Annotated in this window: 23 protein-coding genes; 1 reads left to right on the top strand and 22 read right to left on the bottom strand. The window is 54.3% G+C overall.

Annotated elements, in window-relative coordinates; genetic code table 11:
• The first annotated feature begins 16 nt into the window (after positions 1-16).
• Positions 17-184: a DUF2897 family protein gene (locus Q6A48_RS01010; RefSeq protein ID WP_003183831.1), complete on the top strand. Its 168-nt coding sequence runs from the start codon at positions 17-19 to the stop codon at positions 182-184.
• A gap of 182 nt (positions 185-366) precedes the next feature.
• Here Q6A48_RS01010 and Q6A48_RS01005 read toward each other — a convergent pair whose 3' ends face one another.
• From Q6A48_RS01005 to Q6A48_RS00900, 22 genes are all read right to left on the bottom strand, one after another.
• Positions 367-1,218, bottom strand: a complete 852-nt coding sequence (locus Q6A48_RS01005) for an urea carboxylase-associated family protein (RefSeq protein ID WP_304551236.1) — start codon at positions 1,216-1,218, stop codon at positions 367-369.
• Between the two features lie 151 nt (positions 1,219-1,369).
• Positions 1,370-1,705 (bottom strand): ComEA family DNA-binding protein, encoded by a 336-nt coding sequence (locus Q6A48_RS01000; RefSeq protein WP_304551234.1) that lies wholly within the window; start codon positions 1,703-1,705, stop codon positions 1,370-1,372.
• A 114-nt stretch (positions 1,706-1,819) separates the two neighbouring features.
• Entirely contained in the window at positions 1,820-3,814 is a 1,995-nt protein-coding gene (locus Q6A48_RS00995) for a polysaccharide biosynthesis protein (RefSeq protein WP_304551408.1), read from the bottom strand.
• 145 nt (positions 3,815-3,959) lie between these two features.
• Positions 3,960-5,969, bottom strand: a complete 2,010-nt coding sequence (locus tag Q6A48_RS00990; RefSeq protein WP_304551232.1) for a polysaccharide biosynthesis protein — start codon at positions 5,967-5,969, stop codon at positions 3,960-3,962.
• Between the two features lie 98 nt (positions 5,970-6,067).
• Positions 6,068-7,084 carry an MraY family glycosyltransferase gene (locus tag Q6A48_RS00985; protein WP_304551230.1) on the bottom strand — a complete coding sequence of 339 codons (1,017 nt, stop codon included), beginning with the start codon at positions 7,082-7,084 and terminating at the stop codon, positions 6,068-6,070.
• Positions 7,081-8,046 carry a UDP-glucose 4-epimerase family protein gene (locus tag Q6A48_RS00980; RefSeq protein ID WP_304551229.1) on the bottom strand — a complete coding sequence of 322 codons (966 nt, stop codon included), beginning with the start codon at positions 8,044-8,046 and terminating at the stop codon, positions 7,081-7,083. Before Q6A48_RS00980 ends, Q6A48_RS00985 begins: the two co-directional genes overlap by 4 nt.
• Positions 8,046-9,299 (bottom strand): glycosyltransferase family 4 protein, encoded by a 1,254-nt coding sequence (locus Q6A48_RS00975; protein WP_304551228.1) that lies wholly within the window; start codon positions 9,297-9,299, stop codon positions 8,046-8,048. Before Q6A48_RS00975 ends, Q6A48_RS00980 begins: the two co-directional genes overlap by 1 nt.
• Before the next feature lie 14 nt (positions 9,300-9,313).
• Positions 9,314-10,444, bottom strand: a complete 1,131-nt coding sequence (wecB, locus tag Q6A48_RS00970) for a non-hydrolyzing UDP-N-acetylglucosamine 2-epimerase (RefSeq protein WP_304551405.1) — start codon at positions 10,442-10,444, stop codon at positions 9,314-9,316.
• Between the two features lie 22 nt (positions 10,445-10,466).
• Positions 10,467-11,585 (bottom strand): UDP-2-acetamido-2,6-beta-L-arabino-hexul-4-ose reductase, encoded by a 1,119-nt coding sequence (wbjC, locus tag Q6A48_RS00965; protein WP_304551227.1) that lies wholly within the window; start codon positions 11,583-11,585, stop codon positions 10,467-10,469.
• Between the two features lie 5 nt (positions 11,586-11,590).
• Complete coding sequence (locus Q6A48_RS00960; protein WP_304551226.1) at positions 11,591-12,625, bottom strand: polysaccharide biosynthesis protein; 1,035 nt, start codon at positions 12,623-12,625, stop codon at positions 11,591-11,593.
• Positions 12,626-12,656: 31 nt separating this feature from the next.
• Positions 12,657-13,439 (bottom strand): AglZ/HisF2 family acetamidino modification protein, encoded by a 783-nt coding sequence (locus Q6A48_RS00955; protein WP_304551225.1) that lies wholly within the window; start codon positions 13,437-13,439, stop codon positions 12,657-12,659.
• Between the two features lies 1 nt (position 13,440).
• Complete coding sequence (gene hisH / locus Q6A48_RS00950; protein WP_304551224.1) at positions 13,441-14,055, bottom strand: imidazole glycerol phosphate synthase subunit HisH; 615 nt, start codon at positions 14,053-14,055, stop codon at positions 13,441-13,443.
• On the bottom strand, positions 14,052-15,197 hold the full coding sequence (locus Q6A48_RS00945) for an N-acetyl sugar amidotransferase (RefSeq protein WP_304551221.1): 1,146 nt from the start codon (positions 15,195-15,197) through the stop codon (positions 14,052-14,054). The genes hisH and Q6A48_RS00945 overlap by 4 nt, the downstream gene beginning before the upstream one ends.
• Before the next feature lie 22 nt (positions 15,198-15,219).
• Positions 15,220-16,482, bottom strand: coding sequence for a hypothetical protein (locus tag Q6A48_RS00940; RefSeq protein WP_304551220.1), 1,263 nt, complete (start codon positions 16,480-16,482; stop codon positions 15,220-15,222).
• Positions 16,475-17,659 carry an O-antigen ligase family protein gene (locus Q6A48_RS00935; protein ID WP_304551218.1) on the bottom strand — a complete coding sequence of 395 codons (1,185 nt, stop codon included), beginning with the start codon at positions 17,657-17,659 and terminating at the stop codon, positions 16,475-16,477. The genes Q6A48_RS00940 and Q6A48_RS00935 overlap by 8 nt, the downstream gene beginning before the upstream one ends.
• Complete coding sequence (locus Q6A48_RS00930) at positions 17,646-18,929, bottom strand: MATE family efflux transporter (RefSeq protein ID WP_304551216.1); 1,284 nt, start codon at positions 18,927-18,929, stop codon at positions 17,646-17,648. Before Q6A48_RS00930 ends, Q6A48_RS00935 begins: the two co-directional genes overlap by 14 nt.
• A 113-nt stretch (positions 18,930-19,042) precedes the next feature.
• The gene (locus Q6A48_RS00925) at positions 19,043-19,744 is read right to left on the bottom strand and encodes an acylneuraminate cytidylyltransferase family protein (RefSeq protein ID WP_304551214.1); all 702 of its coding nucleotides are present in this window, start codon (positions 19,742-19,744) and stop codon (positions 19,043-19,045) included.
• Between the two features lie 48 nt (positions 19,745-19,792).
• Complete coding sequence (locus Q6A48_RS00920; protein ID WP_304551213.1) at positions 19,793-20,839, bottom strand: nucleotidyltransferase family protein; 1,047 nt, start codon at positions 20,837-20,839, stop codon at positions 19,793-19,795.
• Between the two features lie 9 nt (positions 20,840-20,848).
• A complete protein-coding gene (locus Q6A48_RS00915; protein WP_304551212.1) occupies positions 20,849-21,514 on the bottom strand; it encodes an acetyltransferase in 666 nt (221 codons plus the stop codon).
• Positions 21,511-22,596: an N-acetylneuraminate synthase gene (neuB, locus tag Q6A48_RS00910; RefSeq protein ID WP_304551210.1), complete on the bottom strand. Its 1,086-nt coding sequence runs from the start codon at positions 22,594-22,596 to the stop codon at positions 21,511-21,513. Before neuB ends, Q6A48_RS00915 begins: the two co-directional genes overlap by 4 nt.
• Positions 22,593-23,753, bottom strand: a complete 1,161-nt coding sequence (gene neuC / locus Q6A48_RS00905; RefSeq protein WP_304551208.1) for a UDP-N-acetylglucosamine 2-epimerase — start codon at positions 23,751-23,753, stop codon at positions 22,593-22,595. The genes neuB and neuC overlap by 4 nt, the downstream gene beginning before the upstream one ends.
• The gene (locus Q6A48_RS00900) at positions 23,743-24,900 is read right to left on the bottom strand and encodes a LegC family aminotransferase (protein WP_304551206.1); all 1,158 of its coding nucleotides are present in this window, start codon (positions 24,898-24,900) and stop codon (positions 23,743-23,745) included. Before Q6A48_RS00900 ends, neuC begins: the two co-directional genes overlap by 11 nt.
• Positions 24,901-24,905 lie beyond the last annotated feature (5 nt).

Genomic DNA, 24,905 nt, shown 5'->3' with positions numbered 1-24,905 from the left:
CTTCAAGGAGAACGCTATGCCCTGGTATGCCTGGTTGATTCTGATTGTTGCAATCGGCTCGATCGTTGGTGGTCTGATGATGCTGCGCGACACCGCCAACAAGGTCGAACTGACCGATGAGCAGCGCAAGCGTGTGGCCGAACGCAACGCCGAGATGGATGCGAAGGAGGCCAAGGATCGTTGAACGCGTGGATGACACAGCGCCTTTGTGGCGAGGGGATTTATCCCCGCTGGGCTGCGCAGCGGCCCTAAACTGGCCACCCGGGAGTATCTGATGAACTGGGTGGGCTTTTGAAAGGGCGCTGCGCGCCCAGCGGGGATAAATCCCCTCGCCACAAGTGACCGCGCCCTTTTCGCCAACGGGTGTTACTTCTCCCAATCCGCCTTGGCGATGTGCAAGCCATGCAACCCCTTGTACGCCGCCCGCTCAGGCTGGCTCCAGCCCTCGAGCAACGAATCCTCCAACCGATAGATCTCCACCCCCAGTGGACGGCAGACACTCAGCGGGTCCTGCGCATCGGGGCCCCACATCGCCACCGACAGGTCGCCACCGGGACATGTGGACAGCGCACAGAGCAGGTCGATCTCGGCAAAAAACTCCAGGTAATCGCCCTTCTGCGCCGGACAGGCCTTCATGAAATACATATCGTCATGATTAAGCCCGGTGCACTGGAAGATATTCAGCACGTCGTGTACATCGAACTCGGTCAGGCCGAAAGGCAACACCGCACGGGTCAGGTTCGAATGGCAGTGATGATGGAAATCCTCGCCGGTCAGCATCTTGTTGACGTACGGATCGCAACGCGTGCCCAGCAAATCGTGCAACCGCCCCCCATGCTCATCGATGCCATAGCCGGCGAGGCTGTCATCGGTGATGGTCACCAGCGGTCGCAGGAATGGCAGGTTCGACCACAACCGATCATGGGTGCTGACATGGGCGCCCTGGAGCTGGCGGGTACGCGCCGCCCACAAGCGCTCCCTTGGATCGTGGGCATTCCAAACGTTGAAATCCCCCACCTGCGGGCCGACCGGGGTGGTGACGCGGAACACGTGGCCAGCGGGTACGTGCCAGGCGCGGCCGGTGCGGATGGGGACTTCGAACTGTTCGATCAGGGTGCGCTTGTCGTGTTCAGCGCGGATACGGTCGTAGAAGGGCTTGTCGACCTGTAGGGCGGAACCTTTGCTGACCTGGTAGGCGGCTGGGTAGTTTTTGTGCATGGCGCGGGTCCTTGGTCGGGGTGAGTCGCAAGTGCAAGCGTTACGAGAGCATATCCTGTCCCTGAGGCTCTGGCTTGAGGCTGCCTTGGCTATTACCGGCTAGCACGTAAAAAGACCAGTCGTCACGACCGGCCTTTTTCCCTATTACTCGTCAGTTCACTTCCAGCTTGTCGCGATTGCGGTCCAGGATTGCCTTTCCTATCCCCTTGACCTCCAGCAGTTCATCAACCGATGAGAATGGCCCATTACTCTCACGGTACGCAACAATGGCCTTGGCCTTCGCCTCGCCTACTCCTGTCAGGTCACGTTGAAATGTCGCGGCATCCGCCGCGTTGAGGTCCACCTTGATGCCCTCTCGCTTTGTTGACAGTTCCGTTGCCTGCGGCGCGACCGTGGCCTCGTTTTTTACCGCAGGCGCAGCGATAGCTGCTACGGAAGCACCGGCCAGCAGGGAAAAAACCAGCGAGTAGAAATAGCCTTTACGCATTAGTGAAGCTCCATGACGTCGTTTAGAAAGAAGCAGCTTTTCCGAAGCTGCCTCTCAAACTTAGGCGTTCATGGAGCGATGTCAAAGACAGGCAAGTTACAGCATGTGTAACAATCAGGGCTCTAGGCGACGTTGTTGATAGATCCAGTCGACGATCTCACCGTCCGGGGCGTAACCACTGACCGTATCGCGAAGCAATTGGCGGACTCGCGCGTAGTCATCCCGCTCGATGGCCGCCAACAGCCCGGTGAGCCTGACCTTGAGCACATCCCAGGGTAGAAAATCCTCATTGGCGCTCATGATCATCGGATGTTGGGTCGAAACAACGTTGTCACCGATCAGTAACTCTTCGTAAAGCTTCTCGCCAGGACGCAGGCCCGTGAACTCGATTGAAATGTCGCCATGAGGGTTCTTTTCCGAACGCACGCTCAAGCCAGACAAGTGGATCATCTTTTCCGCCAGCTCGACAATCTTCACCGGCTCCCCCATGTCCAGCACGAAGACATCCCCGCCCAAGCCCATGGAACCTGCCTGGATCACCAGCTGGGCCGCTTCGGGAATGGTCATGAAATAGCGAGTGATCTTGGGGTGGGTGACGGTCAATGGACCGCCGGACTTGATCTGCTTGTGGAACAGAGGAATGACCGAACCGGACGAACCGAGTACGTTGCCAAACCTGACCATGGTGAAGCGGGTCTTGTTGACGCGTGAAACATTGGCCTGATCACCGAACAACACCGGCGCCAGCTCTCGGCTGAGGGCTTGCAAGGTCAACTCCGCAAGCCGCTTGGTGCTGCCCATCACGTTGGTCGGCCGCACGGCCTTGTCCGTCGAAATCAGGACGAAGTTCGCCACGCCCGCCTGCAGCGCGGCCTGCGCGGTATTAAGCGTACCGATCACATTGTTGAGGACGCCTTCAGCGATATTGTGCTCGACCATTGGCACATGTTTATAGGCGGCGGCGTGATAGACCGTGTCAACGTTCCACGTCTTCATCACATCCAGCAACTTGTTCTGGTCTCGTACCGACCCCAGGATAGGCAACAGGCGAACGGACAGCGACTCCCGCGCAATCCGGGGCTCCAGCTCGGACAGGATGCTATAGAGATTGAACTCGCTGTGCTCGAAAAGCAGCAGTGTCGTCGGCTTCAGCGCCAGGATCTGCCGGCACAGTTCTGAGCCGATCGATCCGCCCGCCCCGGTCACGAGTACCGATTGGCCCGCGATGCAATGCTCAAGCAAATCAGCTTGCGCAGGTACCGAGTCACGCCCCAGCAGGTCGGCGATATCCACCTCCTGGATATCATCGACCTTGACCCGGCCACTGGCCAGGTCCATGAAGCCGGGAACGCTGCGCACATGCAGAGGAAACCCCTCGAGCAGTGTCAATATTTCCCGGCGTCGCCCACGGGAGGAGGACGGAATAGCCAGCAAAATCTCCTGGGCACCGGTTGTATCGATCATCTTCTGGATATTGCTCGGCTCGTAGACCTGCAATCCGGCAATCACCCGGTCGGCAATGCTGCTGTCATCGTCGATGAACGCTACCGGCCGCATGACACGCCCCATGCGCAAGGCGGCCACGAGTTGGTTGCCGGCGGCACCGGCACCATAGATCGCGACCTTGGGCAGGCCATCGTCGCGGCTCGTAAAGGGGACATGCTGCGCCGCAGCGAACCAGTCGCCCAGGAAATACTGCCGCATCATCAGGCGCAGGCCGCCAATCATGATTAGGCTGAGCCACCAATAATTGAAAATGATGGAGCGCGGAACGACAGTCTTATGATTGCTGTACCAATACACCACGAGGGCCAGCAATAATGCAGACAGACTGACAGCCTTGCAGATCGTGATCAGGGCGTCGTTACCGAAATAACGCATGACGGCGCGATACATGCCAAAGCGGATGAAGATCGGTATGGCAACCAGCGGTGCTGAACCAAATAGCCACAGGTGCGTTTCGATCGGGCTCGCCAATGCCTCGACACCAAGCCGAACGACGAATGCAAGCCACAGGGCGAACCAGACAAGGACGATATCTGTCGCCACCTGGATCGCCCGCTTGTGGCGTCTTGGCAATCCAAGCAAAGCTATTCTTAGCTTATCCATGAATCCTTTACGCACCTTGGCCCACTCCCGTCGCGAATCCGCTCCTATCGAACGTATAAGCGCAGCGCATCCTCGATAAAACGATCATCAGAAACGCATCCGTCTCAATACGTGAGAATAGACCCCTTCCAGCGTCGTGGCCTGGTCAGCGGTCCTTAAGTTTCGGCACCATGCGTCGTTGCTGGAATATCCAATCGACAATTTCTCCCTCCGGGGTATAACCGCTGACCACTTCGCGCAACTGCATGCGCACCCGCGAATATTCGTCCTTGGCAACGGCCGCCATCAGTTCATCCAGTTTGGCCTTGAGTACCTCCCAGGGCAGGTGGTCCTCGTTGGCGCTCATGATCATCGGGTGCGGGGTCGCGACCACATTGTCCCCGATCAGCAGTTCCTCGTAGAGTTTTTCACCCGGCCGCAGCCCGGTAAATTCGATCGCGATATCTCCGTGAAGGTTCTTCTCGGAACGCACGCTCAAGCCTGACAGAAGGACCATCTTCTCCGCCAACTCGGCAATCTTCACCGGTTCCCCCATGTCCAACACGAAGACATCCCCTCCGCGTCCCATCGAACCCGCCTGGATCACCAACTGGGCGGCTTCTGGAATGGTCATGAAGTAACGGGTGATATTCGGATGGGTGACGGTGATGGGTCCGCCGGACTTGATCTGTTGCCGGAAGCGCGGGATAACCGAGCCGGATGATCCCAGCACATTACCGAAGCGCACCATGACGAAACGGGTCTTGTTGACCCGGGCGACATTCCCGCTGTCCGCGTACAGCACCGGGGCGACCTCCTGGCTCAGGGCCTGCAGCACCATTTCCGCCAGACGCTTGGTACTGCCCATGATGTTGGTCGGGCGCACGGCCTTGTCGGTGGAGATGAGCACGAAATTTTCGACCTGGGCCTTCAACGCCGCTTGTGCGGTGTTCAATGTACCGATGACATTATTGAGCATGCCTTCGGCGATGTTGTGCTCGACCAGGGGTACATGCTTGTAGGCGGCGGCGTGATACACCGTATCGACCTTCCAGGAAGCCATGGTGTCGAACAGTTTATTCGCGTTGCGCACGGATCCCAGGATCGGCAATACATTGACCGGGAGCGATTGCCGGGTGATGGTCTCCTCCAGTTCGCTCAAGATGCTGTAGAGGTTGAACTCACTGTGATCGAACAGCAGCAATGTGGTCGGTTGCAAGGCGAGAATCTGGCGGCAGAGCTCGGAACCGATCGAGCCGCCCGCGCCCGTGACCAGCACCACCTTGCCCTGGATGCAGCGCGACAGCAGCGCAGGTTGCGCAGGCACCGCATCGCGTCCCAGCAAGTCGGCGATATCCACCTCCTGGATGTCGTCGACCTTCACCCGGCCGCTGGCCAGGTCCATGAAACCCGGAACGCTGCGTACGTGCAGCGGATAACCTTCGAGATAGCCCAGGATTTCACGTCGACGCGCACGGCTCGCCGAGGGAACGGCCAGCAGCACTTCCTGGGCCCCGGTGAGTTCGATCATCTTCTGGATGTGTTTCGGCTTGAACACCTGCAGGCCGGAAATCATGCGGTTCGCGATACTGACGTCGTCATCGATGAACGCCACCGGTTGCATGTCTCGACCAATGCGCAACGCCGCCACCAGCTGATTACCGGCAGCACCGGCACCATAGATCGCGACCTTGGTGAGCCCCGTGGTGCGGTTCACGAAAGGCACGTGGTGGGCCGGGATGAACCAATCGCCCATGAAGTACTGGCGCATGAGCAGTCGCAGGCCGCCGATCATCACCAGACTGAGCCACCAATAGTTGAAAATGACGGAACGTGGCACGGGGGCCATGTAGGCGGCACCCCAATACACCACGAGCGCCAGTACCAGGGCACTGAGGCTGACCGCCTTGATGATCGCGATGAGGGCATCGTTCCCCAGGTAGCGCATGACCGCCCGATACATCCCGAATCGGATGAACATGGGGATGGCTATCAAGGAAGCGCTGAGCATCAGCCATGGATGATGGATGAACGGGTTGACCATATCGTCCAGGCCAAGGCGCACCACGAATGCCAGCCACAAGGCGAGCCAGACCAACAGCACATCGGTCATGACCTGAAGCAGGCGTTTCTGCCGACGTGGCAGCCCCAGCAGTGCGACGCGAAGTCTATCCATGAATGTTTCCAACACCTTGTCGTTCCTACCCATTCTCGTGAAGGCTGTACGGCTACCGCCTTCTCTTTTCACTCACCTGCTCTCTGTTACCCAACTGCTCAGGCGCTCTCCAATTGACCCGCCTTGAACTTGAAGGCCAGCACCACCAGCGGTACGTATGCCAGCAACAGGCCTGTCAGCCCGTCGAGCTTCAACATCACGACGCACCACGCCACGGGGAACAACCACAACACATTGATTGCGGCCACCGCCAGCGTGACCGGGCGATGGCGACCATAGCGCCGCGAGGCGAATTGATAAGCATGGCTGCGGTGTGCTTCGTAGACCTTGTCACCCCGCAGGAATCGACGAATCAGTGTGACCGTCGCGTCGACGATGAATACCCCCAACAGGATCAACCAGGCCCAGAACAAGGCCGGAGAGGCCCAGGCCGCTTGCAGCGACATGATTCCCAGCGCGATGCCCAGGAAACCGCTGCCCGCGTCCCCCATGAAAATCTTCGCCGGTGGGAAATTCCAGAACAGGAAGCCCAGTACCGCAGCCGCCAGTATCAACGGCGGCCAGATCAGGTCGGTGAAACCCGACAAGACGTAGAGTACGCTGGCTCCGACGCAGGCCAGCACCGCCTCCACACTGGCAATGCCGTCAATACCATCCATGAAGTTATACAGGTTGAGGAGCCAGACCAGATAGACAGCGGCCAGGGCGTGCCCGACCCAGGAGAGGTCGACGCTGAAGCCAAACAGACTCAGGGGCGCCAGCCCTTCGAGCCACGTCAGCGCCCAGGCAGCCGCACTGAAATGCCCGAGCAATCGCCACCGTGCGGCAATATGACCATGATCGTCCATGAACCCCACAATGGCGACCAGCGCACCCGCCCCTCCCAACGCCACCAAATACCCAAGCGGCACCAACCCCAGCTGGCCCAGCAACGGCAGTGTCGCCAGGAACGCAACCACGATTGCCACGCCCCCTCCCCGGGGAGTCGGGATGCTGTGCGAGCTGCGTGCGTTCGGAATATCGATGATGCTGCGTGCCAAGGCATAGCGACGAAGGCCTGCCGTCATGAGCAGCGAAGCCATCGCGACAGGGAAAAACAACCAGAAGTACATCATTTCGCTTGATTCATCCTGAAATGCCGGGCGGTCCTGGCCAGGGCGTCATCGACACTCACAGGCGGGGTCCAATTCAAAAGTGTCCGGGTTTTCTCGATATCGACTTGCAGCGAACCGCACAAGCGCTGGGACAGCGCTTTTTTACCCAACAGGCTGGCACCCCGCTCGAGCATCCAACTGGGGACCGGTATCAGTCGGGCCGACTTGCCCAGCGCACGGGCCATCCGGCTGAGCAACGCCGTCGTCGACAGATCCTCCCCGTCACTGACCAGGAACGTCTGGTTCGCGGCCGCCGGATGGTCGATGCACGTGACGATCAGGTCGACCAGGTTATCGATACTCACCAGGCTGCGACGGTTATCAATGGCACCGAAAGGCAACGGCACGCCTTTGTCCAGCCAACGCATCATGCTCAGGAAGTTCGCCTTCACCCCTGGGCCGTATACCAGGACAGGCCGGACGACGACCACGTCCATCCCCGTCGCTTGCGCGAGCTGGCGCAGGCCCTCCTCGGCCTCCTGCTTGGACACGCCATACGGATCGGCCGGAGCGGGCAGATCGTCCGCGCGGTAGGGACGGCCAGGTGAAGTGCCTTCCCCATTGACCTTGATGGAACTGATGAAAATGAAGCGGCGCACACCGGCTTCAGCCGCCTGCCGCGCGAAGTTGAGCGTGCCCTCCACGTTGACCTGCCGAAAAGCGGCCAGTGGATCCGCTTCCGTATCATTCATCACGTGCACGCGCGCAGCACAATGAATGACCGTGTCCACATTGGCCAGGTGCGGTTGCCACTGGGTCTGTGGGGAAAATGCCTCGACCCGAACCGTATTGGCCGGCACCGGTAGCGGCCTGTCGCCACGAACCACCGCAGTCACCGAGGTCCCGGCCTGCGCGTGCAAGCGCTCGAGCAATGCACCACCGACAAACCCACTCGCTCCGGTCATGAGAATACTGTGCTGCATCAGCGATCTACCTTCCGTAGCGTGGCGTTTCTGAAGATGTCTTCCAAGCGTGCCAGCAATCGCTGCTTGGAGTAGTGCTGGAGGTAATAGTTGCGGCCGCTTTCACCCATCACCTTGAGTTCAGGAGCCGCCGTCTCGGCCAAGGCCTGGGTGATGCGCGCCAGCCCCTGGGCGTCACCGGATGCGCACGTGAAACCGGCACCCGACTCATCGATGACACGCGCAGCTTCACCATTGATCATGCCCAGCAGGGGCCTGCCCGAAGCCAGGTAGGCCTGGACCTTGCCCGGAATGGTTTTTTCAAATACATCGTTGGTTTTCAGTGAAACCAGTAGCGCGTCGGCGTTGGCGAACAGCGCCGGCATGGCTTCCAACGGATGCCGCCCCAGCAGCAATACGTTATCCAGCCCACGTGCGCTGACCTGTTGCCCCAGCCACTCACTCATCCGGCCGTCACCCACGATGGCCCAGCGCACGGCCACTTTGCCGCGCAGTTGCTCAGCCGCGTCCAGCACCGCAGGGAAATCCTGGGCCTCGCCCAGGTTCCCGGCAAAGACTACGGTAAAGACCGACTCGTCGCGGGCCAGTATCGAGGTCGAAGGATCCACTGCCGTCGAGAAATCGTCTTCAGCCCAACTGGGGAAATAGACCAGGCGTTCCGGCGCCATGGGCCGCGTGCAGTAGCCCTTGACGTTCTCGACGAAGCCGTTGGATTGCAGCAGCAAATAGTCGGCGCGGTTGTAGATCCACGATACCATCCGCCCTACCAGGGCCAACAACGCCGGCTTTTTCAATACGCCGACCGCCCTCAGCGTTTCCGGCCACAGGTCCAGGACCCAGATGAATACGGGCGCTTCCTTCAGGCGACCGATGACCAAGGCAGGGATCGCCGCCATGATGGGGGATACGGCATAGACGAAGACGGCATCGAAGCTTCGACCCCGCAACGCGTAGGCACCGAGGGTCGAGGCGCTGGTAAAGAAGCTCAGGTAGTTGAGGATCAACTGGAGGCTGCGCTTTCCACGCGTAACCATGGGAACCCTGACAATGCTTGCACCGTGATAATCGGCAAACTGGTGCGGTGCGCGTTTGTAGGCTTCGAACACCTGACCTTCCGGATAATTGGGCACCCCGGTGAGCACCGTGACCGAATGTCCTTTTTCGGTGAAATCACGCACCAGATCATTGATCCGCATGTTCTCCGGCCAGAAATACTGCGTGACCACCAAAATGTTCAGCTTGCTCTCAGGCATATTCACAACTCGACTCAATACCGCTTCCAGACGACACGGTTCACGTAGTCGGTGTAGCTGTGCACGATCCTGGCGACCTTTTCGGAAACGTTGGGCATGCTGTAGTCCGCCACCAGGCGCAGGCTGCGCTCGGTTCCCGACAGTTGCGCCTGGAGGATATTGAGCCCCTGCAGGACGCGTTCGACTTCCAGGCCGACCATCATCACTGCCGCTTCCTCCATCCCTTCAGGCCGCTCATGGGCTTCACGCAGGTTCAAGGCCGGGAAATTGAGGATGGAAGACTCCTCATTGATGGTGCCACTGTCAGAAAGGACGGCACGGGACTCGAGTTGCAGCTTGTTGTAGTCCATGAAGCCCAGGGGCTTGAGCAAACGGACGTTCTCATGAAAGACGATGCCCATCGCGTCCACGCGTTTCTGAGTACGCGGATGGGTGGAGACGATCACGGGCTGGCCGAAGGTACTGGCGACGGTGTTGAGCACCTCGACCATCTTGAGGAAGTTCTTGTCCGAGTCGACGTTCTCTTCCCGGTGTGCGCTGACCACGAAGAACTTGCCCGCTTCCAGGCCAAGCCGCTCCAGGACATCCGACGCCACGATGCTGTCGCGGTAGTGATTGAGCACCTCGAACATCGGGCTGCCGGTCTTGATCACACGATCGGCTGGCAACCCCTCGCCCAACAGGTAATCACGGGCGATGGTGCTGTAGGTCAGGTTGATATCGGCCGTGTGGTCGACGATGCGCCGATTGATCTCCTCCGGGACGCGCATGTCAAAACAGCGGTTCCCCGCTTCCATGTGGAAAGTAGGGATCTTGCGGCGCTTGGCCGGGATGACCGCCATGCAACTGTTAGTATCGCCCAGGACCAGCAAGGCCTCCGGCTGAATGCTCGCCAATACCCGGTCCACCGCGATGATCACGTTACCGATGGTTTCGGCACCGGTACTGCCGGCGGCGTTCAGGAAGTGGTCAGGCTTGCGAATGCCCAGGTCCTGGAAAAAAATCTCGTTCAATTCGTAATCGTAGTTCTGCCCGGTATGCACCAATACGTGCTCACAGTACTTGTCCAACGCAGCCATTACCCGGGACAGGCGAATGATTTCCGGACGCGTTCCGACGACGGTGACGATTTTCAGCTTTTTCAGTGCAGTGTTCATTGCTAATCCTTCAGGCCTGGGTGCCAACTGCCATGGTGTAGGTGTCTGGCCGTTCACGATCGAAAATCTCGTTGGCCCACAGCATTACGATCATTTCGGTATCGCCAGTGTTGGTAATGTCATGGGTCCAACCCGGCACCGTTTCGACAACTCGCGGGGTGTCGCCGTCCGTGTGGAGCTCATAGAACTCACCGCTGACGATATGCCGGAAACGGAAGCAGGCCTGCCCCTTGATGACCAGGAATTTCTCGGTCTTGCTGTGATGGTAATGCCCTCCCCGCGTGATACCGGGATGGGCAGTGAAGTAGGAGAACTGCCCTGCATCCCGGGTCTTGAGCATTTCGACGAATACGCCCCGCGCATCACCATGCTTGGGCAATTCGTAGGTGAATACCTCAGGGGGGAAATAGCTGAGATAGGTTGAATACAGCGCACGGACCAAACCGGTTCCGACCCGTTCGGTCACCATCGTTTCCCGGCTGTGCTTGAACGCCTGCAATTGATCCGCCAGCGCCCCGACCGTAGTGTCGTAGACCGGCTGGACATCCTGATAGGTGCCTGGCGCGGCCTTGCCATCCATCACGTCGATGAAGCTCTTGACCACATCGTCGATGTAGACCAATTGCAATGGCGCAGCCCGGTTATTGATGGTGATCGGCAGGTCACGCACGATGTTATGGCAGAACGTCGCTACCGCGGAGTTGTAATCCGGTCGCGCCCACTTTCCGAAAACGTTGGGCAAGCGATACAGATAGACCGGTGAGCCTTGCTGTTCTGAAAGCTCCAGGAGCGCGCGTTCCGCGTCCCGCTTGCTCGTTCCGTAGGGATTATCCACCTCGGCTTGTATGGACGAGGTGTAGATCACGGGGATCGCCCGCCCACTGGTCTTGATGGCGGCGCACAACGACTCGGTCAGGCCGCTATTACCTTCACTGAACTCTTCCACGCGCTGCGGTCGATTGACGCCCGCCAAGTGAAACACGAAGTCCACACCTTCCAGTATCGACAACAAGTCGCCAGCTGCTTGTTCGCGACCAAATCGAACCACCTGGACATCTCGGCGCTCCTGCAGGTGGGCAACCAGGTTCTTGCCGACAAAACCGTTGGCGCCGGTAACAAGGACTTTCATAGGCCTCACTCCTCGGGAGTGGCATGCTCGCCACGCTGGATGGCCCGCATGAATTCCAACTTCAACAGCAACTTCTGCATGCCTTCGACGTCCAGGCGCTCGGTGTTATGCGAGTTGTAGTCCTCGGTGTGGGAAATCTTCTCCTCGCCCTGCTCGACGAACTTGCTGTAGTTCAAGTCGCGCAGGTCCGGCGGGACACGGAAATAGTCGCCCATGTCTTCGGCACAGGCCATTTCCTCACGGCTGAGCAACGCCTCGTAAAGCTTTTCGCCATGGCGCGTGCCAATGATCTGGATGGGGTGATCGGGCAGTCCGAGCATGGCGGTCAAGGCTTGCGCCAGGGTTTGCACGGTAGCCGCAGGCGCTTTCTGCACGAAAAGATCGCCATTGTTGCCATGTTCGAAAGCATAGAGCACCAGGTCCACGGCATCGGACAGGGTCATCATGAACCGGGTCATGTTCGGATCCGTGATCGACAGCGACTTGCCTTCCCGAATCTGCTCGACGAACAGGGGAATGACCGAACCCCGAGAAGCCATGACGTTGCCATAGCGTGTACCGCAGATAACCGTCTTGCTCTCGTCGACGTTACGCGACTTGGCGACCATGACCTTCTCCATCATGGCCTTGGAAATACCCATGGCATTGATGGGGTACACAGCCTTGTCGGTACTTAGGCAAACCACCCGTCGAACACCGTTCTGGATAGCCGCCTCGAGCACGTTATCAGTACCGATGACGTTGGTTTTCACCGCTTCCATGGGGTGGAATTCGCAGGACGGAACCTGCTTGAGCGCGGCGGCATGGAAGATATAGTCAACACCGCGGGTGGCGTTCAGCACGCTTTGGTAATCACGCACGTCACCGATGTAAAACTTCAGCTTGGCGTTACTGTAACGCTTGCGCATGTCGTCCTGTTTTTTCTCATCACGGCTGAAAATGCGTATCTCCGCGATGTCGGTATCCAGGAAACGCTTGAGCACTGCATTACCGAAAGAACCCGTACCGCCGGTAATAAGAAGTTTCTTGCCGTTGAACATATGATCTGACCCTTGCAGCGAACCCGGGGAATTACCGGGCTCGTAGAGCTGAATAAATGATGTCGTCTTTCTGCTGGGCGCTCGGGTAGCTGATCAACACCGCCCGGTATGCGCCCTTGAACACAAAGAAGCTGCCTGCCGCCACACCTACCACGCCACACGCCGCCACCACGCCACGCATGTCCTCAAGCGAACCGCCGCCGCCCAGGATGGTAATGGGGATGCGCACGGTTTCACGAAGCTTGACGGCCAACTCGACATTGTACCCTTTCATCCTGCCGTCGTTTTCGATGGAATTGAGCACGATTTCGCCAGCTCCGAGCCTTTCAAACTCTTGAGCCGCTTCCAGGACACCACGCTTGGTGTTGCGCGTGCCGTTGTGCGTCCAGACCTCCTGCTGCTTACTCAACAGACGGGCTTTATGGTCCAGGACCACAACGACGCTCTGGCTGCCGATTTCTTCAGCGATCTGACTGATCAACTGAGGCGTCTCGAAGGCGGCCGAACTGATAGCGACCTTTTCCACGCCCAGCGCAATAATCTCCTTGGCTTGTTGCGCGGTACGAATGCCCCCGCCATAGCACAATGGCATACGGCACTCCGCCGCCAATTTGGCAATCTGGGCGTAATTGGGCTCGACAGAATTCACCGTGGCATCGATGTCGATCACGATCAATTCGTCGGCTTCTTTCTCGTTGAAGATCTTCACCGCGTTGATCGGGTCCCCAACGTATTTGGGATCCTTGAACTTCACTGTCTTCACCAGCCCGCCGTCTTGAATCAGCAAGCAGGGAATAATCCTGGGTCTCAACATGTCATAGTTCCGCGAAGTTTTTCAGCAATCCGACGCCGAAATGGTGGCTTTTCTCAGGGTGAAACTGGGCGCCATACACATTCCCAGCACGTACGGCACAGCTGAACGCCAAGCCATAGGAGGATGTCGCCTCGCTGTGCCGGGCTTCTTCGCATTCAAAAAAGAAAGAATGCAGGAAGTAAAAGCGTGCTTCGTTCTCGAAGCCCTTGAACAACGCGGAGCCCTCAGCCGGGCTGACATCGTTCCAGCCCATGTGCGGAAGGGCTAGCTCAGTCAATCCTGGAACGGACTTGAAGGATCGAACGCAACCGGGCACCCAGCCAAGGCCAGGCATGGAACCCTCGTCGCTGCGGTTTGCCAGTATTTGCATCCCCACGCAAACGCCCAGCACCGGGACCTTGTGTTCCAGGACCATTTCTTCCAGGGTGGGACGCATGCCCGAGGCGTCAAGCCGCTGAACGGCATGGTCGAACGCGCCGACCCCAGGAAGGATCAACTTGGTCGCACCGTCCAATTGCGCAGCCGTCTGAGCGACGGCGACCGGAATGTGCAAACGTCTATAAACGTTCACGAAGGCCTGGATATTCCCCAGGCCGTAGTCAATGATGGTAATCATCTGAACAGTCGTCTTTCCAATCCGATTGCACTGAGTATTCGGGCACCTATTCCGATCAGGAAACGCTTGTTCTTGTAATCACGGAAGGTTTTATTTTCGCCGTCGAAAATGCGCTGAAGTTCAGGCACAGTCAAGTCCAGCTTGTGCGCGACATACTCAAATTCGGAGGTCAGGAAATTCTCATCCAGCTCAGGCTTGGCGATGCGCTCCAGGGCGGCTTCACGCGTCAGCTGTCCGGTCATGATGAGGCTGGAGAAATGAGCACGGCGCTTCTCATAGCCAAACTTGCGCGGCATCCAATAATCTTCGTAGAAGCGGGTGAACCTGGATTCGTGGTGTTTGTGTTGAAAACGTTTCCAGCCAAACAGTCGTTCCAACGTATCTTCCGCGTCGCTCTTTATATAGGGCAACAGATTCAACGGCCGTACAACCTGCATACCCAAAACGTAGCGATAGTAAATCTTATAAGACAATATATCGATCAGTGGGAATGTCTTGAGCTTGCGCGAGCCAAATTTACCGTGGATGTCATTGATCAGTATTTTATCGATTCCCGGATAGGCACCCCATTCCTCCGGCTCTCGGCAACACTCCGTAGAGTAGTTAGCGCCCGTCAGAACGTACTTTATCTTGTTGGCCTTTGCAAACCGATAAAGCCCTGAAAAAAAAGCAGCATCTTGTGGAATGTCCTGGTCTGGAATTTGCGCTTTAAGAAAAGCCACTTGCAAACTCTTCATTTCCTCCCAATTGACCACGTCGGTATAGAGCTCCAAGCCAAGACCATCAACCAGCTTTTCGATATTGCCGACGGCCTGGTCGGTATTCCAACCGGCATCGACATGAAACAGGAGCGGTCGCAAGCCCATGATTTCTTTAGCAACATAGCACAGATAAGAGCTGTCAAGACCGCCACTGAGGCCAATAATGCAGTCAAAATCCCGCCCTACGCCGTCAGCTTTAATCTTGTCAGCCAGCGCCTTTAGCTCAGCCTGGCCGCGCCCATCGGTGTGCCAACTGGGCTTGATAACTTTCTCGAAATTATTGCAGTACTCGCAAACACCCTGCTCGTCAAAGCTTATATTAGGATCACTGGTATCCATAATACATCTTGAACAAATGGTGTACTCCCCAGCGCTCCTCATCTCCCCCCCTCCCATTAAACCGTTACTTCGCTGACTGCAGCTTATTAATTATCTTCGACAAAACCGCTTCGTATTCTTCAGGCTTAATGGCCAACGGGTGCAAAATCGCCCCTATACCGCTCCCCTCATACTCAGCAACCAGCGTAGAAGGGTAGGATATTAACAAATCGACCTTGGGAAAGAAATCAGTCTGCTCGATCATGTGCCACCCCCTCGCCCGGACCTCCCGACTCGGAGACACCGTTGGGTGCGGCTTGTAAAAAAAATCGATGGCGGAATTCGACACCATCTGGTCATACAGAAACAAGTGAAAGTTTTCACATATTGCATGCCCCACTATTAATACGCTGAAATCAGACGACACAGGGGACAGCGAAATTCTCGGCTTGAAATATTCAATTTCAAGCCCCCGCTTTAGGCTACCACAAGCCAGAATGTGTTTGCGAAACACCTCAGCTGCCCCTTCATTATAAACATACAGCTTATTTACACTTCTCAACCGCGTAGGGATCTGTACGGAAAAAGTGGTTTCCATACTTGTCGAAGACAAGCCAACTAGCGAACCATGCTGAACAATTGTAAGGCTTGATTGCGCTTTTTTCTTTTCAGCGACCAAGCGATCGACAAGCACCGCCCACCGATCATAATGGTCAGTTATGACAAATTTGTGGGAGGGCAGTTTTTCGATAGCTAAATAAAATGCAATCCATTTGAACGCTGTATAACTTTGCAGCCGCCAAATTTCAAAAGTGGGTTTGCACTTCATTCGACTAGAAATAATAAGAGAAAGCCTCAGCGCCTCAGCGCAGTCCCGCCAGGTCAAAAGGGACGAATAATTCAGCACAGTCACTTCAGGCCCCGTGAGCAGCCCCCCGCCACCTGGACCTCTCACCAGACAGCTTGAATAGCTCAATGCATCAACCGCCTCAAGCACACCTAAGGCCCGCGGAGAAAAAGAAAGTGCTACAGGCTTTTCCGAAGATAACACCAAGAAGCCCGCATTAAATTTTTCCTTGCCAATCAACAACCTTATAAAATCAAACAAAAACCAGCACTTATCAAGCCCCATACGCCAGAGAAAACTTACAAACTTAATAATAAATCGAGCAGCCACAGAGCCTGCCCCGATGACACTCAATAGTTTTGCAGGACGCGGTGCATATGCAAGCACAACGGGATCACTAGCACACAGCGAGTAAATGCTTTGATCAACCGCAATTTCATTTTTTGTAGCGGCGAGGTAATGAGCAAGCAACCTCAACCGCCTGCGCGCTTGATTATCCACGCTTCTTTTTCTCCTTTGACTCCCTAAATACAAAAAACACTCCCATCGAGACAAAGAACATCTGATTGTTTGGAAAGGAATTCAGGGTATTTTCGAATAAAGCACAAACAAGGTAATACACAAAAACCATCTTGAAAGATACATCGACCTCACTGCTCGAGCGACTTTTGAAAATAAAAACCAAAAAGGCCAGGAAGCACGCAAAACCAAGTAGTCCCATTGAATTCATCAGGGTGAAGTAGGCACTTTCGCTTACGAGCCCCAGTCTTGCACCCTCGGAATCAGGTAGAAAATAGGTCACATCAAAACTCTGCACAAACTCAAAATAGCGCTCGAACCTAATAAGTGCGCTGTCAAAATTCAGCATCCGTTCGGGGGCATAAAACTCTCCTACAGCTATGAAATATATTCCACCGCAGAACAGCAGGAAAAACCCCGCCCCGAAGACTGCAACAAGCTTGAGATTTACTCGTCTTACTTCAGTCAGGCAATAAAACCCGAGGACTACAACCAGCGCCACCCATGCGGTTCGAGACCCGCTCATACAAAAGCCATAGAAAATTGGAACGAAGAAGACTACACGTAACGCTATCGACGCTCTGTAACCTGCAAGTAAAATCAGCGCCGCCCCCATATAAAGACCAAAATTATTGGGATTGAACAACGTGGATATCGATCTTATGGTTCCGGTTTGCGCCCAATAGGGGGTATACAAGTCTACAAGATAGTGCATCTCATAAAATGACATGATCCCCGCAAGGAAAGCACCGAGCAAAATCGCCCCCACCAACGTATGGCGCTGTTCCTCGGAACAATTTGCCAACAATAGCGCCATGCCAGACATGGAAAGAAAAACGATCAGCGCTTCAATCAGCCACTGAGAATCAGGAAAAATAAGATAAATAATGGAAACGCTGAACAACCCCATACCATAGATAATGATGGTGAGATAGCATCCGGATCTCAGCATCAACGCTATGGAAAGAGATAATACCACCAGGTACTTGGCCATCTTATGAAACAAATGATCACCGCGACTGGCCAGAATATCTCCGGAGAATAGAAACTCGACATAATATATCGCAGAAACCAGGAACCATAGCGCTACCAACGCAATAAGAAAAGACGATAGCCTTGTACCGCCTGTTTCATGTAACGCACGGTTAGGCACTAGCATTACCAGCATCCTTCTTAATCAAGCGAAAGCCAAAAACATAAGCCAAGGATTTCCATATGAATATTGTTGCAAAAGCATTGCACATCCCCCAAAGCACAGCTGCCACCCCATCAATGTCAACCATGCGCATTGCGAAGTAAGACACGAGAAAAACCCCCAGCCCGCCGACTTGACTAAAAAATATGTGTGAATCCTTATGAAGTGCATATAGCCCAACATGAGGAATCATGCTGAGGGAATACAATGCTATTGCTAAAATCAACCACTTCAAGATGTAGAAATATTCCACGTAGACAGCCTTCTCCAACCATACCACCATGCCCCAGCCAAACAAATAGCAAGCAGCAGACAAAAACGCGGTAAAGCCAATGACATTGAAATTAAGTCCGCGCATATTGATGGAGAATTGGTAGTAATCCTTGGCCTTGGCAGAGAGAATTAGCTTTGGATAATAAAACACTATTACCGCAGCGTCCAAAAATGAAAGCACAGCCGTCGCCATACCTATGTACAGCACATACGCCCCCAAGACATCCAAACCGGCCACTCGCTCTACCCAGTAGCGGTCGATGGTAAATATCCCACGTATACAGAGACTGGCAATTAGCAGTGGCCAAACCAGCCTAAGGCCCTTTTTTATCCACAACCAATTTACCGGTTTAAAAAAGGAACTTCCGTTGTACGACCTCAAACCCCAAAGACCTATAAACAATGCCAAAAGACACCCCAAGAACCACAGCGCGAATACGAAGTTCAGATTGCGTGTGGCGGGTGATAAATACATAAACAATATGATGAGTAGACACCATATACCACTACGGACGAATAGGACTACGCTGGCCAGCATCTGCTGCGAAACGGCGACTAGGATCCTATTGAGTTCTTGTGCCAGATGCTCAACAATTAAGAGAACACCGAACCAATAGATATACTCAAACGTGATAAATCCATGCGAAAAAAATATCACTACCAAGGGAAAAGCAAGCAGGTAAGCAACCGCATAAAGCACGAGTTGATCCTTTAGATAGCCGTACAGCAGATCTGGATCAGAACCAATGATCTCGCGCGTGGAATAGTTATAAAACTCGAACCCAACCAGATAAATTGCATACCCTATCGTAGCCGCTATCAGGCCATAGATGCCGACATCCCTAGCATCTAGATATTTAGCCATAAAAAAAATAAGAGCAAATTTACTAACTAGAGTAGCCGCCCTTATATTTAAATTGATGAGCCGCTTGATTTTTTCACGGCCCACCAAAGTCAACATTATATTTAACAACCGAATCAACGCTCCCAAGCAAAACGGCGATGCTACTTTTACACAGCATCAATCGCAAGCGGTGTATAGCCCATCTAAGAGGCAACACCTCCGCCTTGACATCAGGCGTCTAATTCTTTGTTCAGATTTTCATCATGGACAAACATCTCGGCCATCTTAAAATCGTAAATATCATCAACATCAACAGCGCGCATGCGTGGAATCACAACGGATTTCAATCGCCCCCCAAACAACCCAGTTGACGCCTTGATGTAGGACGGGCGCGCCACATAAGCAACCCCTGTCATATCGTAGGCAGCCGGAGCGTCCTGACGGCGCGTAATGGTGCCGTCTCCGCACACAAGCCTACTGAAGCCAGCGTCATCCCGAATCAGCATTGCAAAATATGGGTTTGTTGCCGCCGGAGTCACCGTCACGACGACATCGGCGTCCTCAATAGAATCCAGACATTTGCGCACGTCACTGGCATTTCGCAATGGGCTGGTAGCGGGAAGGCTCAAGAAAATATCAAATTGATCACCGCGCTGTTCCAACGTTTCAATCGCATGCTGCCAGGATTTCCATTCTGCTGATGTATCCGCCGCCAAGTGCTCAGGCCGCTCAATCACTTCTGCGCCGTACTCTTTCGCAACGGCCGCTATCTGAGGACAATCCGTTGAAACGAATACTTTATCTATGCGCTCTACCTGCTTAGCGACTTTTATTGAATAGGCAAGTAACGGCTGACCCGCCAATTCTCGGATGTTTTTACCAGGCAGGCCCTTGGAACCACCTCTGGCAAATATAAAAGCGTACGTTTTCATGAATGGGTCCCCAGCGATCAGACATTCGAAAATCAGAATTGCAGAAGTTTACAAACTTAGAAACTCGCTTTGCGCCCGCTGGAAATCTTCCATGCGACCTATGTCAAGCCAATACTCATGCACAGGAAACATATTTACATTTCGATTCAGCTCGATTTCTTTCTCCAGCAGCGTAGGCATATCTATGCGCTCACCGGCCGGAACGCTCTTCACCAGTTCGGGCGATAGCAAATAAATACCAGCGTTGATAAAGAAGTGCTGAATCGGCTTCTCAACCATCGAAATTATCCTGTGCCCTTCGCTCTGAATAACGCCATAGGGGACGCGATACTCGAACTCCCTTACGCACATCGTGGCGGAGCCGTTGTGCGTTTCATGAAACTCCAAGAGATTCTGAAAATTCAATGTGGTCAACAAATCACCGTTCATCATGAATAATGGCATATCTATCTCATCATGAGGAAGCAGACCTAGCGCTCCCCCTGTGCCAAGAGGTACTTCCTCATGGATATAGGTAATGCTAACGCCCCATTGGCTTCCGTTGCCAAAGTATTCTCGAATCATCTCTGGCATGTAATGAGTAGAAATGTAGAACCGATGAAAACCAGAACTTATGAAACGTTCCAAAATCAGCTCTAAAATCGGCTTATCCCCAACCTTGAGCAGGGGTTTCGGGCAATTATGGGTCAGTGGCCTCAGCCGCGTTCCAAAACCGCCAGCCATTAGAAATACAGGATTGTCACGACGTGGCTTATCGAGCAGGTCGTGCAAAGTTTCAAGGCCAATCACTTTACCCTGCTCATCCAATACCGGAAGCTGCAGAAGCTTGTACTGTTCCATTATGGAAAGGATACGCGCCTTGGTCCAACCCAGCCGAGCCGTTTTCGGCGACAAGCACATGATGTCCTTGATAGGACCATTAAGCGGCAGCTTTTTCAGTAGTGCCCGCCTGATATCTCCGTCGGTCACGGTGCCTAGGAGATTTTGTTGATCATCTACCACCAATACAATACGCATCGCCACGCGATCTAGTGTAGCGATAGCCTCTTCCATAGTGATGTCTGGACTAACAAGCGTCAACTGCCACTGTTTCATTCTTGCCTCTTAGTTCTTTAGTCGTTGGGTAATATGAGGTTTGGTACCTAACGATATACGATCAGCTGGTAACGAACTCACCAGTACCGACCCGGCTCCAACCACGGAATTCTCTCCCACGGTCAACGACTGGATGATGGTAGCACCGGCACCAACGAAAACACCTTCACATAAGGTCGAATCCCCGCAAACCACGGCACCGGGCGCAACGTGCACATTGGCATGAACATGACAGTCGTGATCAATGCTTGCACGGGTATTGATGATCGTATTCTCACCGATCTTACAGTCAGCCTGTATGACAGCCCCCGACATGACCTGTACGCCTTGACCAAGGCTTGCAGTTGAATCGATCCACGCATTGGGATGAATCAGCACGGGAAATTCGAATCCCTTGTCTCGGTAGCGTCTGAAAATCGTCTTTCGAATACTGTTGTGGATGACTTGACCAATCCCGTTTATCAGACCTACTTCCTTGGGATCTAATTGCTCAATAAAACTATCGTCTCCCAGTACGTCAACGCCTCGCCACGTTTTTACTTCTCTTGATCTGAATTCTGGAGCGCATACACCCATGACATTAAAACCAGCGGACGTTGCTAGCGATAAAAGGACCTTGGCATGCCCCCCCGCACCGATTATTACCACTGATTTTATAGCCGCCGCTACGTTCACTTCTCTAAAGCCTCGCCCATGGCATATTCGCGAGGGCTGACTTTACCGATCAAACCCCACAGTTCAACAGCCGGTAACCCCCCGCCACTGCGTGCTGTGGTAAGGTCTTCACGCGACAAGACAGCCCCTTTTGCTATTGGACGATTTGCCACGACCTGTTGCCGAGCGGCCTTGCGCGTGTCCCACTCGCTAGCTTGCGGCGCTTTGCAGGCACTGCCGATAGCCTGCTCCAAGGCCCGGATGTCATCGATCATGCCTTTGAGCTCATTCGGCTCAAGGGATGCCTTGTGATCAGGTCCTGGCAGGGCCCGATCAAGCGTAAAATGCTTTTCAATGATTTTGGCTCCCCTTGCAACAGCGGCAATGGAGACCAACGCACCTTCCGTATGATCCGAATATCCAATTTCAAGGCCAAACGCATGCGCGAGCGTATCCATCGCTCTTAAATTAACCTCGGCCCAGGGGGTGGGGTACTGCGATGTGCAGTGAAGCAGGGTTACGTGTCCGAGCAATCTTTGCCTGTTTTGCGCAACGCTCCAGGAACGCCAAACCTCATCCATGTTCTCTGGCTCACGCTCATGCACCAAGGCATGGCTCACAATAGCCAAACCCTGTTCGACCTCACTGAGCGTAGCCATTCCAGTCGACAGGATCAGGGGCTTTCGTGTCCGCGCAAATTGCCAAAGCAACGGACCATTGGTCAATTCGCCGGAGGGCACCTTGAAGAATGGCATCCCCAGGTGGCTCAGGAAATCCAGGCTCTCTACATCGAAGGCGGTGGAGAGAAACTCGATTCCTAGTTGTCGAGCATGTCGTTGAATATCCTGATGCCACTCCTTTGGCAACTCGAGCTTCTTCAACATCGCCAACTGAGATTCAGTATTATCAGTATTCGTGACTTGGTAGGCGGCCTTGGGGGCGCTCTTGGAAGCCAACTTGGCAGCGTCGAACGTCTGGAACTTTACGGCATCAGCACCCGAGGCAGCAGCTGCCTCGACGAGAGCCAGAGCCATGTCCCGCTGACCGTTATGATTAACACCTGCTTCTGCAATTACGTACACACCTTGCGAGTTACTTTTCATAGTAAATCCAGGTCATAGAATTTTTTTGATGTGCCGCCGTTAAAGTTCATTAACTGCTGCACGATTTTCTGACTGGCATCACCCTTTCCATAAGGATTCTCCGCATGCCTGCACAGGCTGGAAAATTCCTTCGACAATGCGAGGGAAATAGCTTGGCGAATCGCGTCGGTGTCAGGTTCGCAGGAAATAACGGTTTCAGCAGCCAGTCTGCCTTTTTGACGTGAGCCGATATTGACCGTCGGTAGACCAAAAGAAGGCACCTCGATCACACCGCTTGAAGAGTTACCGACGACGACACTCGCATATTGCAGGATACTTAAATACCGCTTAAACCCAAGCGATGGAATCGCAAGCACCCTGCCAGGATGAGCCGCCGCATATTTTTCAATCAGCGATATTATGCTGCGACCACCATTGTCTGCATTAGGATAAGTAATGACCAGCTGGTAATCTGGAAATGTATCCAGCGCCGCCAGCAATGCACAAAAGCTTCGCTCAGGATCTTCCTCGGCAAGGGTAACTGGATGATAAGTTACCAACATGAACGGGCCTACAATATTGAAGTCCAGGCTTTGAGACAGCGCTTCGAGGGACAAAAAATCCCCACGTTTCACATGATCCAAGCCAACTGCGCCAACATTAAATACGCGCGCGGGATCTTCGCCCATCTGAATGACACGTTGCCTGTAAGGTTCAGCTGCTACAAAGTGCAGCATTGACAGCTTGCTTATGGCATGCCGAATAGCGTCGTCATAGGCCCCTTCCGTTATTTCTCCACCATGGATATGAGCCACCGGAATTTTCATGACAAGTGCGGCTTGGACCACCGCCAGCGCTTCGAACCGGTCTCCGAGCACCACCAGCACATCGGGAGACAGTCGCTGCAGGGCCTCGGCAAATCCTAACAGGCCCAGGCCCATGGATTTGACAACACCAACCGCCGTATCGGAAGACAACAGCATCTCGACCTTGGCATCAATCTCAAATCCATCATGGACGATCTGCTTCCAAGTCTCACCAAATTCAGGAGAGAGGTGCATGCCACTCACGAGAATCTGAAGATCCAGAGCGGGATTGTCCTTTATATCCCTCATCAACCAATATAAAAGGCCATACTCAGCCCTTGTACCGGTGAAAACCGCTATTTTACTGGCCACGCTGAAACTCCGGCAGCACGCTACTCGGCAAATTCACCACCCGCGACTCCAGCCATAGCGAATTGGTCAGATCTCCCTTCATACAGTTATGGTAAAGCGGCAGATGGCACATCAGTTTCCAAATCGGACGAGTCATCACGCCTTTATCGTTGGTCGCTTTGAGAAGAGCATCACGGCGCTCTACAGATTCACAAATTACGGTATTCAGCCAGTAATTTGAGCGGCATTCAGGCGGTTCGGAAAAAAATGTCAACTCACTGTTAGCCAGCAACGACGCGTAGCGAGACGCCAGCTCTCGCTTGGCAGAAACAAATAGGTCAAGCTGCTCAAGCTGAGCGCAACCCAAGGCGGCATTCAGGTTAGGCAACCTGTAATTAAAACCCAACTCGTCATGAACGTACTCGTAGGCATGAGGTTGTTTTGCGGTGGTCGTCAGGTGTTTCGCTTTGGCGCCAAGTGTCTCATTCGAGAGAATAGCCCCCCCGCCTCCTGTGGTAATGATTTTATTACCATTAAAGCTGAGTACCCCCAAGGCACCGAACGTTCCAGTATGCTGCCCTTTATAGAAACTCCCGAGCGATTCCGCCGCATCCTCCACCAAGGTAATGTTCCAGAGCTGACACACTTTGACTAGCTGATCAATGTCTACAGGGTGCCCAAACGTGTGCATGGGTAGGCAGGCCCTGATAACCTGATGAGTCGCTTTATGGCGACAAAATCCCTGGTCATCAAGATAGGCGTGCTCTTGAAGCCACGCACTCATGGCCGACGGTGAAAAACCCAAGGTATTTAAATCAACGTCAATGAAAACCGGCATGGCACCGCAGTAAGCAATTGCATTGCATGTAGCGACGAAGGTCAACGCTTGGGTCAAGACCAGGTCGCCTTGCTTGACCTCGGCCAAAACAAGCGCCGTGTGGAGAGCTGCCGTTCCGTTCATCGTGGCGGTCGCCCGAGGGCTCCCCGTATACGAGGCAAGGTCTTCTTCGAAACGATTAACAAAGGCACCTACGCTCGACACAAAGGTTGATTCAATTGTTTCCACTACATAATCACGCTCATGACCTTTAAAGACCGGCGCATGCAGCGGAATAAAATCATTGGTGGCGTACTCGTCACGCACGAACTTAATCAATGAATCGAACATGGTGC

Source organism: Pseudomonas citrullilanati, from assembly GCF_030580855.1.
GTDB classification, from domain to species: domain Bacteria; phylum Pseudomonadota; class Gammaproteobacteria; order Pseudomonadales; family Pseudomonadaceae; genus Aquipseudomonas; species Aquipseudomonas citrulli.
Note: the sequence above shows the minus strand (reverse complement) of the source record. Positions and strands in the feature narration are given on the sequence as shown.